General features: G+C 62.1%; 11 protein-coding genes, 1 tRNA gene and 1 pseudogene. 6 read left to right on the top strand and 7 right to left on the bottom strand.

Annotated elements, in window-relative coordinates; all coding sequences use genetic code 11:
• Positions 1-10: 10 nt before the first annotated feature.
• The 6 genes from FFS27_RS21765 (at position 11) to FFS27_RS21740 (ending at position 4469) form a co-directional block, all read left to right on the top strand.
• Positions 11-223: a cysteine-rich CWC family protein gene (locus FFS27_RS21765; protein ID WP_137952207.1), complete on the top strand. Its 213-nt coding sequence runs from the start codon at positions 11-13 to the stop codon at positions 221-223.
• Positions 223-915, top strand: a complete 693-nt coding sequence (locus FFS27_RS21760) for a pseudouridine synthase (protein ID WP_015503463.1) — start codon at positions 223-225, stop codon at positions 913-915. The genes FFS27_RS21765 and FFS27_RS21760 overlap by 1 nt, the downstream gene beginning before the upstream one ends.
• 135 nt (positions 916-1050) lie before the next feature.
• Positions 1051-2094 carry a L,D-transpeptidase gene (locus FFS27_RS21755; protein WP_021264274.1) on the top strand — a complete coding sequence of 348 codons (1044 nt, stop codon included), beginning with the start codon at positions 1051-1053 and terminating at the stop codon, positions 2092-2094.
• Between the two features lie 79 nt (positions 2095-2173).
• A complete protein-coding gene (locus FFS27_RS21750; protein ID WP_021264273.1) occupies positions 2174-2911 on the top strand; it encodes a murein L,D-transpeptidase catalytic domain family protein in 738 nt (245 codons plus the stop codon).
• A gap of 451 nt (positions 2912-3362) precedes the next feature.
• Positions 3363-4265 (top strand): (R)-3-hydroxydecanoyl-ACP:CoA transacylase, encoded by a 903-nt coding sequence (phaG, locus tag FFS27_RS21745; RefSeq protein ID WP_003085447.1) that lies wholly within the window; start codon positions 3363-3365, stop codon positions 4263-4265.
• Between the two features lie 130 nt (positions 4266-4395).
• Positions 4396-4469 (top strand) — tRNA-Gly (locus FFS27_RS21740).
• A gap of 122 nt (positions 4470-4591) precedes the next feature.
• Here the strand turns inward: FFS27_RS21740 and FFS27_RS21735 are convergent.
• The 7 genes and pseudogenes from FFS27_RS21735 to FFS27_RS21705 form a co-directional block, all read right to left on the bottom strand.
• Positions 4592-4939, bottom strand: a complete 348-nt coding sequence (locus FFS27_RS21735) for a type II toxin-antitoxin system RelE/ParE family toxin (RefSeq protein ID WP_031638390.1) — start codon at positions 4937-4939, stop codon at positions 4592-4594.
• 9 nt (positions 4940-4948) lie between these two features.
• Positions 4949-5200: a type II toxin-antitoxin system Phd/YefM family antitoxin gene (locus tag FFS27_RS21730; protein WP_003114155.1), complete on the bottom strand. Its 252-nt coding sequence runs from the start codon at positions 5198-5200 to the stop codon at positions 4949-4951.
• A gap of 213 nt (positions 5201-5413) precedes the next feature.
• Positions 5414-6397 (bottom strand): phage integrase, encoded by a 984-nt coding sequence (locus FFS27_RS21725; RefSeq protein WP_034014422.1) that lies wholly within the window; start codon positions 6395-6397, stop codon positions 5414-5416.
• Entirely contained in the window at positions 6397-7689 is a 1293-nt protein-coding gene (locus FFS27_RS21720; RefSeq protein WP_003123045.1) for a hypothetical protein, read from the bottom strand. The genes FFS27_RS21725 and FFS27_RS21720 overlap by 1 nt, the downstream gene beginning before the upstream one ends.
• 258 nt (positions 7690-7947) lie before the next feature.
• Complete coding sequence (locus FFS27_RS21715) at positions 7948-9210, bottom strand: zonular occludens toxin domain-containing protein (protein ID WP_033953311.1); 1263 nt, start codon at positions 9208-9210, stop codon at positions 7948-7950.
• 1 nt (position 9211) lies between these two features.
• On the bottom strand, positions 9212-9562 hold the full coding sequence (locus tag FFS27_RS21710; RefSeq protein WP_003133726.1) for a DUF2523 family protein: 351 nt from the start codon (positions 9560-9562) through the stop codon (positions 9212-9214).
• A 9-nt stretch (positions 9563-9571) separates the two neighbouring features.
• Positions 9572-9972, bottom strand: a pseudogene (locus tag FFS27_RS21705) (hypothetical protein); the annotation flags it as partial.

Below are 9972 nucleotides of genomic sequence, written 5' to 3'. Positions count from 1 at the left end.
CCACCGCGCCATGAACAGCGAAATCGACCCCGGCCGCTGCCCGCTGTGCCAGCGATCCAACCGCTGCACCCTGGCCGATCCCGCTAGCGCCGCCCAGGCTTGCTGGTGCTTCACCACGGAAATCGATGCGACCGCACTGGAGCGGATTCCCGCCGAGCTGCGCCGCCGTGCCTGCCTCTGCCCGCGCTGCGCGCAACTATTGCCGCCCGACGCCGACGACTGATGCGACTGGACCGCTTCCTCGCCAACCTGCCCGAACTCAGCCGCCGCGACGCGCAGATGCTGATCGCCGGTGGACGCCTGCGCGTGGACGGCCAGGTGGTGCGCGACGGCACCCACGAAGTGCGTGTCTTCAGCCGGGTGGAACTGGACGAGCGGCTGCTCCAGGCTGGCAAGCCGGCGCGCTACTACATGCTGCATAAACCGATGGGCTGCGTCAGCGCCACCCGCGACCCGCAACACCCGACCGTCCTCGACCTGTTCCCGGAAGACCAGCGCGACGACCTGCACATTGGCGGTCGTCTCGACTACAACACCACCGGCCTGATGCTGCTGACCAACGACGGCCAGTGGTCGCGCCGCCTGACCCTGCCGGGCAGCCGGCGCGACAAGGTCTACTACGTGGAAACCGAGGCGCCCATCGACCAACGCTACGTGGATGCCTTCGCCGCCGGCCTCCACTTCCGCTTCGAAGACCTGATCACCCTCCCCGCGCAGCTCGAACCGATCGGCCCACGCTGCGCCCGCCTGACCCTGCACGAAGGCCGCTATCACCAGGTCAAGCGCATGTTCGGCCACTTCGACAACAAGGTGCTGCGCCTGCACCGCGAGCGCATGGGCGATATTTGTCTCGACCCGCAGTTGCCGCCGGGTGCCTGGCGCCCCCTGAATGCTGAAGAAATCTGTTCGGTGTGAAACCCCGCCGCCCGCCGCCTGTCCACCGAAAGAGGCCGGACCGCAGGGGTTTGGCCGGCCGTCGCGAGCGACGCTAAGCTGAATGGCGTCTGTCGGAGCGACAGCCTTTCCCGCATGGAGCAAGAGAAAGCGCCGATGAAAAGATCCCTTGCCGTACTGCTGCTGGCCTTCGCCGTCGGCAGCCTCCACGCGGCGCCCGCCAGCCCAGCGAACGCGCCTTTGCCGCCGGCCGACATCAAGGCGCGGCTGAAGAGCATGAAGCCCGGCGAGTACCTCTGGTACCCGGAGGTTTCCCCGCAGGGACCGGTGACCATCGTGGTCAGCCTTACCGAACAGAAGGCCTACATCTACCGCAACGGTATCGCCATCGGGGTCAGCACCCTCAGCTCCGGCAAGAAGGGCCGGGAGACCCCGACCGGAGTGTTCTCGATCCTGCAAAAGAGCGTCGACCACAAGTCCGACCTCTACAACAGCGCGCCCATGCCCTACATGCAGCGCCTTACCTGGGACGGCATCGCCCTGCACGCCGGCAACCTGCCCGGCTATCCCGCCTCCCACGGCTGCATCCGCCTGCCCATGGCGTTCGCCAAGAAGCTCTACGGCATCACCGGATTCAGCTCCACCACGGTAATCATTTCCAACGCCAGCAGCGCGCCGAAGGAAGTCGACCACCCCGGCCTGCTGGCGCCGACGGTAGCGGACGGGCGACCGGTGACGCTGCCGGTAGAGCCCGGAGAGATCGCCTGGAACGACCCCGGCGCGGAGCGCGGTCCGTTGTCGGTGCTGATCAGCCGCGCCGACCAGCGCGCCTATGTCTACCGCGGCGGCCTGCGCATAGGCACCGCACCGGTGCAGTTGCCGGCACGCCCGCAAACCGGCATGGCAGTGTTCTCGCTGCTGGAAAAGCCGACCCTGGACGAAATCGGCGAGACCTCGCCGAACCTGCGCTGGTCGGTGGTCCAGGTGAGCAACCCGGGACAGGGCCTGACACCCTCCGAGCAACTGGGCAAGATCCGCATGGACCCGACCTTCGTCCGCGAAATGCTGAGCGCCATGGACGTCGGCAGTACCCTGGTGATCACCGACTGGGCCTCAACCCGGGACACCCACAGCGACTCCGATTTCACGGTGATCGCCACGGAAACACCGAACAATCCGACGAAATCGCTTAAAAAGTAGTCGGCAAGTTGTTCAAAAATCGAGCACAATGCCTCTCATCCGGTAAAAACCACACTGAACCGATGGGAATACTGCTCGTATGCCAACCTTCCTCCGTGCCGCCCTGCGCAGGCTGAGCCTGGCGGGCGCCACCCTTTGCGCACTGGCCAGCGGGCCGGTGTTCGCCATGTCACTTCCCTCCGCCAAGGACCTTCAGAAACTCGCTCCCCAGGCCAGCCTGCCGACCCTCGAACTGGCCCTCACCGCCTATGCCTGCGCGAGTGCGAGCCAGGGTGGCGACAACGGCCTGCTGACGGTGATCGACTACTCGCGGCCGTCGCGCGACAAGCGCCTCTGGGTATTCGACCTGAAGGCCCGCAAGCTGCTCTTCGAAGAGTGGGTGACCCACGGCAAGAACAGCGGCGATGACCTCGCCACCTCCTTCTCCAACCGGCCGAACAGCTACCAGTCGTCGATCGGGCTGTTCCAGACCGGCCAGCTCTATACCGGCAAGCACGGCCAGTCGCTGCGCCTGGTTGGCCTGGAGCCGGGTTTCAACGACAAGAGCGAAGAACGCGCCATCGTCATGCACTCCGCCGCCTACGCCGATCCCAGGGTGGTTCCCGGGCTCGGCCGCCTGGGCCGCAGCCAGGGCTGCCCTGCGGTACGCCCGGCCGTGGCCGCCCGGCTGATCAACACCCTCAAGCGCGGCAGCTACGTGTTCGCCTACTACCCACAGCCGAAGTGGCTGGAAACCTCGCGCTTCCTCGCTCCGCAGAGCTGCGCCGTGGCACGTGCGGCACGCACGCCGGAAGTCATCGCCAGCCTGCTCAAGTGAACCACCGGGGCGGCGGCCGCGCCGCCCCTCTCCTTCCCGGCCCCCCGAAATCGCGGCATCGGCGCTTGCCCGGCGGCATTTCGTCGGATTCCTTCCCTTCTTCCCCCATCCACAAGCGAAACAGGGCTTGCAGCCCGGCACGCCGGCTGCTTAACTGACGCTCACGTTGTGACCGATCGGTCACAAACGACTTCCAAGAAAGCCCGCGTGACTGCCCGCGCTTCGGCGCCGGCCTTTCCTGCCCGGCCAATAGCCGCATCGCCAAGACCCGAAAGGGTTTCGGACGAACTCTATTTGCCTGTAAGTCGTTGAAAATTAAAAGTTTATTAAATCCATCCGAATGACATTCAACTGTCATTGGGAGGCGCTTTCATCTGCCCATGAGCATTTTGTATTCGCCGCGACAAGCAGGTCGCCGCGTTCCCATCGAACGATTCCAGGAGGAAGCGACATGAGGCCGGAAACAGCCATCATCGAGATCCACGGGCAATACAGGATTCACACCGAGTTCTACGGCAACCCCTCGGCGCAGCAGACCATCATCCTGGTCAACGGCTCGCTGTCGACCACAGCGTCCTTCGCCCAGACCGTGAAGTACCTGCAGCCGCATTACAACGTGGTGCTCTACGACCAGCCGTATGCCGGCCAGTCCAAACCCCATAACGAAAACCGCACGCCGATCAGCAAGGAATGCGAGGCCAGGATCCTGCTGGAACTGATCGAACGCTTCCGCGCCGACGTGGTGATGTCGTTCTCGTGGGGCGGCGTCGCCACCCTGCTGGCCCTGGCGCAGCGTCCCGGACGGATCCGCAGGGCGGTGGTCAACTCATTCTCGCCTCAGCTCAACCCGGCCATGCTCGACTACCTGCATCGCGGCCTCGACTACCTCGCCGCCTGCGATCGCACCCAGGTCGGCAACCTGGTCAACGAAACCATCGGCCGCTACCTGCCGCAGTTGTTCAAGCGCTACAACTTCCGCCACGTCAGCAGCCTGGACGAGCACGAATACCACCAGATGCACTTCCATATCCGCGAAGTGCTGCGCCTGAACGCCGATAGCTATACCGAGAGCTTCGCCGGCATCGAGATCCCGGTGCTGTTCATGAACGGCGAGCTGGACATCTACACCACGCCCCACGAAGCCCGCCAGTTCGGCCAACTGATCCGCGGCGCGGAATTTCACACCATCCGCAATGCCGGCCACTTCATCGACGTCGAGCACAAGGCCGCCTGGCAACAGACCCAGGACGCCCTGCTGGCCTTCCTCCGCCCGCAGCGCACGCAGCCGCTCAACCCGATCTACCGCCCCCAGCCCAACGGCGCCAGCGTCCCCCTCGCCGCCCTCGCCAGCTAACCGCCACCGCCACGGGGAGCCCCGCTCCCCTGGCGGAAAAACCCAGCGAAATCAACAAAAACCCCACCCCGGGCTTCACCTGCCGCCGCGCATCTGGTAAAAAGGCGCCCTGGCCGCAAAAGCCATCCGAGCGGGCGTCGTATAATGGCATTACCTGAGCTTCCCAAGCTCATGACGAGGGTTCGATTCCCTTCGCCCGCTCCAAATCACCCTGCCAAGCCCCTGAAATGCCTAGCGTTTCGGGGGCTTTGCTTTTTGGGGGAAGGAAAGGTGTCGAAGAAGTGTCGAGGCGCATTCAGCGCTACATGCTCAGGAGTAGAAAGCCATCACTCGATTGGCCCCACCAAGCAGTAGCGGATCAATTGCTGCTCAACGCTCTGCTTCTGTCGCAAAACCAAGATCACTGCCGCCTCGCCTTGCTCTTCGTGGAATTCGTAAAAAACACGATAGGGGCCGGTATTAAGCTCGCGATAGCTCAGCACCCCCAGAAGACTCGCCTGCTGGCTGACTGGGTAACCTTTAGGTGCAAGTGAAATCTTCTCTTCAATCTCATCCAAAAGGCTCAGTACTGACTGGAATGCAGCCTGTTCACCTTGGAATGGAACCAAGTGGTGGACTTGGTCTTCGATGCTTTGCTCTGCGGTATCAGTAAAACGAATGACGACCGGGGACATTAAACCTCCTTATTCTGGCTGAGCGAACCTCCTGGAAAGGCGAGCTTTCAAATCATCAACAGAGCGATGCTTGCCTTCTGCGTACTGGCGGGAGCCAATCGCAAGCAACTTCACCAGCGCAATTGCTTCATCGCGCTGCTTCCGCTCAGCATATGACTCAACCACATAGGCAGGAACACCGTTCTGCGTGACGACCATTGGCTCGGATAAATCCAGATCAGCCGCATGACGTTTCAAATAACTAATTGTCTCGACTCGCATGAGCCGGTACCTCCATTGCTGTGGGAACACTTAAGGCCTGGAACTCAGGTTCTACGGTGTTCGAACTCCACCACGCTCCATATCCAGGCGACGAGTGGGATTCGCGCGTCGGCAGTCTGTCTACCGTCGGCTCCAACATCATAATCCGAATTCAGACCGAATTTGAACCATCTCAAGTCTATTTTTCTTTCCCTCTGTCGACCCCCGCAGCCTTCAACCTATGAGCGGGTTGAATCGAACAGCCTCAGATAGGTGGTCTTGGGAGAGGTGCGCATATCGCATCGTCATCGACAACGAGGCGTGCCCCAGGATGTGCTGTAGGGTCACGATGTGCCCGCCGTTCATGATGAAGTGACTGGCGAACGTGTGGCGCAGTACGTGGCTGGCCTGCCCCTTCGGCAGCTTGATCGAGGTCGACAGCAGCACTAGGCGGAACACGCCAAGGCAGTTCGTGAAGGGCCCGTGGGTCTGCCAATGCCGGCGAATGTCGGCGGCCAATTCTTCCGAGATCGGCACCGAGCGCACACGCTTGGACTTGGTGTTGGCGAAGATCACCGCATTACCTTTCAGACGTTCCGGCGTCAGCGCCTGAGCCTCACCCCATCGGGCCCCTGTCGCGAGGCAGATACGAGCGACCATCTTCGGATGTGGCGACGTGGTGCGCGCATCCAGGGCCGTAAGCAGTTCGGACACCTGATGCTTGGTCAGGTACGACAGCGGTCTTTCCTGAAGCTTGAGCGGCCGCATGCGCCCTACCGGATTCTCATAGTCAATGACGCCGAGTTGGCGCAATTCGTTGTACATGGACTTGAGGTAGCCAAGACGGTTGTTCGCGGTCTTGCCCGACATGCCATTGGCTATCTGTCGGCTACGCAACCGAGCCACTTTCGCAGACTCCAGGGAGACAGCGACCGGGTCGCCCAGGTCCTTTGCCACCAACCGCAGAATCGCCACGCAACGATGCCCGTTGCTCAGGGTCTGGCCGTGCAGTTCATACCAGAGTTCGACCAACTCCGAGAGACGCCGACGGTCCTTCGGCTTGAGCGTCCAACTGGGGTTTTCCGCACACTTCTGACGCGCGGTGGCCTCGAATTGCTGCGCCTCCATCTTGGTCTTGAACCGCTTGCGAAAGCGCTTGCCCTTGATCGGTTCTACATCGACGAACCAACGGCCATCGGGGAGCTTGGTGATCGACATTAGACGGCATACCCCCGCCGCAGATACCGATCACACATCAGCTTGTGTATGTGCCTTTCCAGATCGCGACGAGTCCAACCCTTGGCGAGATAGTGGTCTTCGATAACGTGCCAGAACTCCAGTTTACGGGCGGACTCAATAGCCTTTTTTGCCGGGACACGCTCCCGCGCGATCAGGCTCACGAACTGGCCGAGGAACATCTCGCAGTTGCGCCCGCTGAAGCCCTTGGCGGTCTTGTAATAGCGTCGATACTCGGTGCGCTCGATTAGCGGATCGCACTCGACCTGTACGCGGGCGTCCTGGCTGATCAGGCTCCAGAACGGATCGTAGACCGCCGTCCGGCTCAGCAGCTTGAAGCTTTCGCAGGCATAGTTCCACAGCCCTTGCAGGTGCGGGCAGAGGCCCTCATAGGTGCGGCAGCCGATGACCTCCCCCGAAGCCATGCGCGAGCCTTCGGAGAACTGCTGGACGATGGAGTGATGGAATCGGAATTCGAGCCGCCACACCGTTTCCAGGGGGTTATAGGCCGGGTCGCCATCGCCGAACGGATCCCCGTTCAGGGTTGCCCACACGCTTTCCCAATAGTCGAGCTTGTCGGTGGCCCGAGCCTGGAGGGTCTTGTTATAGATCGACAGTTGCAGGCCGTTGGCCGAGCCGAACATGTACGTCTCGCCACGCCCGTAGACCGAGGCGTTGCCGTCGAATTCGATCCGCTCGATACCACTGATTTGTCGCACCCGACGCGAGCGGCAATGCATGCGGTCCACCAGATCGCGAGGCGGTTTCCAGCCCTGTACGTCCAGAGCGATGTGCACAGCGGCTTGGTTGGTTTCGCAGTGACTCAGCACGGCAGCGGCCAAATCATCCAGCACGCCCTGGAGGATGCGCGGATCGGCGCCATCGAGGGCGTGAGGCGATACCTCGATCTTGAGGTGCGAGCCGAGGGTATCGACCTTGATGTTGTGGTTCTTGATCAGCAGGATCAGGCCCATTTCAGCGTTCTGCAGGCGGTACTGATAGCCGGAGTCGCGACCGATGCGGCCCTTGGACCATTCGTAGCCGGCGAATTCGACCACATCCACCGAGAGGTCAAACAGCGCCATGACTTCCGGCCGGAGTTTGCCGTTGTACAACTGCCGCACCGTATCCACGCCGCAACGCAGAATGCGCACGCCTGACAGGTCGGTGAATTGAGCCGTGGTGTCGTCGAAGAACAACCGCCCTTTCGGGCTTTCCAAGACCTGACCGTCCGACTCGATACTGACGCGAATTTGATGGCTGATTTTCTTCATCTTTAACGATCCAAATTGGTACGAATTGAAACCGCAATAGGTGGCTTATCCGACGTGTTACAGGGGCGTCAGCCGGCCCCGCCGTGGCGCTTGCTCACTCCGAGACGAGCCGTTCGCGCGCGCCCCGGCCAGGCCGGCTACAGCGGCCATACCGGCCCCGTCGGCGTCACCGCCACCGCGAAGAAAAAGCCCGCCAGATAGGCCAGGAACGCCAGCCCCAGGGCGGCGAAATAGCTTGTCCAGTTCATCGGCTCCCCCTCAGTTGATCGAGCGCGGCAAGCGGCTGGTGTCAGGAACCACCGTCACCCGCACGGCGGCGCCGTTCGCGGCGGCGGGCGGCACGTTCGGCGCGGCGGCCTGAGCCGGCGGCGCATTGCCCAAGGCACTACGCCCGGCGCAGGCGGCATAGCCGGACCAACCGCCCTTGAAGCTCAGTTCCGCGGCGCAGTTGCCCCGCGGCACCACGGCATAGCCGGTGTCGGTCAGGTCGCGATCGGTGAGAGTGAATTCGCTGCCGTCCTGGCCCCGGACGGCGAACAGATAGGTGCGGCGCCCGGAGGCGGACAGCAGGGTTGCCTTGACGATGAAGTCGCGGCCGGCGAAGGGATGACCTACAGGAGCAGCGCCCGGAACGCCTGCGTGCCCAGGTACATCATCAGCAGCATCAGGACCAGCCGCACCAGTAGCACGCGCAGTACCCACAGCAGGACCGGCTTGAGCAGGCGCAGCAGTTCCAGCAGCAGGCGGCGATACAGGGGCGCCCATGAGCAAACGAGGTCCGCCGTCATAAACCACAGACCCAATAGCAAGGGCCGGAATTGCCATGAATAGAAGAATCTTAGGTTGTCTAAAAAGGCTCTTGCCGGCGATGGTGTCGGTGACGGAGCCGGTGGCTGTCGATTCATAGAGGGCGAAGGTCTCCTGGCGGATTTTCTTGATCTCGACGATCACGTCGCGGGCCGGTGGTTTGTTGTCCTGCGCCGAGTGCTGGCTTTCCTTGTAGCGGCCCCGAATGCCGATGACGGCGAGGTTGGAGTGCAGATAGGCCTTTTCCGCCGTCATGCGGATGTCGTCGCGGATATAGGCGATGTTCGGCGTGGTGAGGATGATGTCCCAGTTGAAATGCCGGTGCCGGGTCCAGGCATCCAGCCAGCCCATGGGCCGCCCGGCTGCCTTGGCTGCTTCCGGGCCGTCCGGGAAGTCGAAGCGCTTGAGGTCGGCTTCGCGCCAGGACTTCAGAAAAATCAGTTGGGTTTCGTCGAAAATGATGAACGCGCCACGCGGCGCCCACATGAACCAAGTGCGCATCTTTTCCATGTCATCCAGGTCCTCGAGGTCGAGGTTGATGACGTCGCAGCTGGAGGGCGTCTCCGGCATCACCTGGAAGATCCGTTCGCGGGTCAGGCCGCGCACGTTGGTGATGATGACGCGGCCCTTCTTGATCGCGGGGATCAGGTCATCTTGGATCGCGCCGGAGGTCTTGTAGGAGCCGTTCGGGCCGTGATGAATCTTGATCGCCATGTCACTTACCTATGAAGGGGATGAAGGACATGGAGAAGCGCGTGCCGATGGCGGCGAAGATCATGTTCACCGCGTCCGGCAGGCCGAAGAACGCCAGCAGCGAGCGCAGGTCGCCGTCCAGGGACGAGTAATAGGACGTGATGGTCGAGCCGATACCGATGCCGCCGACGACCTCCTTGAAGGCCTTGTAGCCGATTTCCGCGACGAACAATTGCATCTCGAACCAGCCCTTGATGGCCATCTTGGTCAGCAGGACAAAGGCGTCGGTGACGAAGTCATAGACACCGCTGTAGAGGAAGTCCCAGAGGGATTGCATCCAGGCGAGAATGTCGGAGAGAAAGGGAATATCCATGGCGTTTCCTCAGGTGCGATAGAAAACGATCCATCCGGCCAGCATCGCGGCGATGAACAGCACCACGTAGCGGATGACGGAGAGTTCTTTGGCGTATTCGGTCAGACAGACGTCGAAGCGTTGGCCGAGGGCGGTAAAGTCCCAACACGGCAGGGAGCCGCCGCCAGTGCCCAGGTGAATATCGAACTTGGAAGCGAGGACGCTTTCGAACTTGCCTTGCAGTTCCTGGAAGTCCTTTTGCGCCTTGGCAATGGCGTCGTCGTATTCCTTGATGGTCTTGTCGAAGGAACCTTGCTTCGGCTCTTTCAGGCCGCCCCCGCCGGAGCCGTCGCCGCCATCGCTACCAGCGCCGCCGTCGGAACCAGAACCGTCACCATCGCCGCCGCTATTGCCATCCCCATCGCCATTGC

This window comes from Pseudomonas sp. 2VD, from assembly GCF_005503585.1.
Classification (GTDB): Bacteria; Pseudomonadota; Gammaproteobacteria; order Pseudomonadales; family Pseudomonadaceae; genus Pseudomonas; species Pseudomonas aeruginosa.
The sequence above is the reverse complement of the archived record's forward strand: the minus strand, read 5'-3'. Positions and strand labels throughout refer to the sequence as shown.

Coding starts and splice junctions, on each gene's coding strand:
- FFS27_RS21760 (WP_015503463.1), top strand. CDS start 223: ATGCGACTGGACCGCTTCCTCGCCAACCTGCCCGAACTCAGCCGCCGC.
- FFS27_RS21725 (WP_034014422.1), bottom strand. CDS start 6,397: ATGTCGATCACCAAGCTCCCCGATGGCCGTTGGTTCGTCGATGTAGAA.
- FFS27_RS21735 (WP_031638390.1), bottom strand. CDS start 4,939: ATGTCCCCGGTCGTCATTCGTTTTACTGATACCGCAGAGCAAAGCATC.
- phaG (WP_003085447.1), top strand. CDS start 3,363: ATGAGGCCGGAAACAGCCATCATCGAGATCCACGGGCAATACAGGATT.
- FFS27_RS21755 (WP_021264274.1), top strand. CDS start 1,051: ATGAAAAGATCCCTTGCCGTACTGCTGCTGGCCTTCGCCGTCGGCAGC.
- FFS27_RS21730 (WP_003114155.1), bottom strand. CDS start 5,200: ATGCGAGTCGAGACAATTAGTTATTTGAAACGTCATGCGGCTGATCTG.
- FFS27_RS21710 (WP_003133726.1), bottom strand. CDS start 9,562: ATGGATATTCCCTTTCTCTCCGACATTCTCGCCTGGATGCAATCCCTC.
- FFS27_RS21750 (WP_021264273.1), top strand. CDS start 2,174: ATGCCAACCTTCCTCCGTGCCGCCCTGCGCAGGCTGAGCCTGGCGGGC.
- FFS27_RS21720 (WP_003123045.1), bottom strand. CDS start 7,689: ATGAAGAAAATCAGCCATCAAATTCGCGTCAGTATCGAGTCGGACGGT.
- FFS27_RS21715 (WP_033953311.1), bottom strand. CDS start 9,210: ATGGCGATCAAGATTCATCACGGCCCGAACGGCTCCTACAAGACCTCC.
- FFS27_RS21765 (WP_137952207.1), top strand. CDS start 11: ATGAACAGCGAAATCGACCCCGGCCGCTGCCCGCTGTGCCAGCGATCC.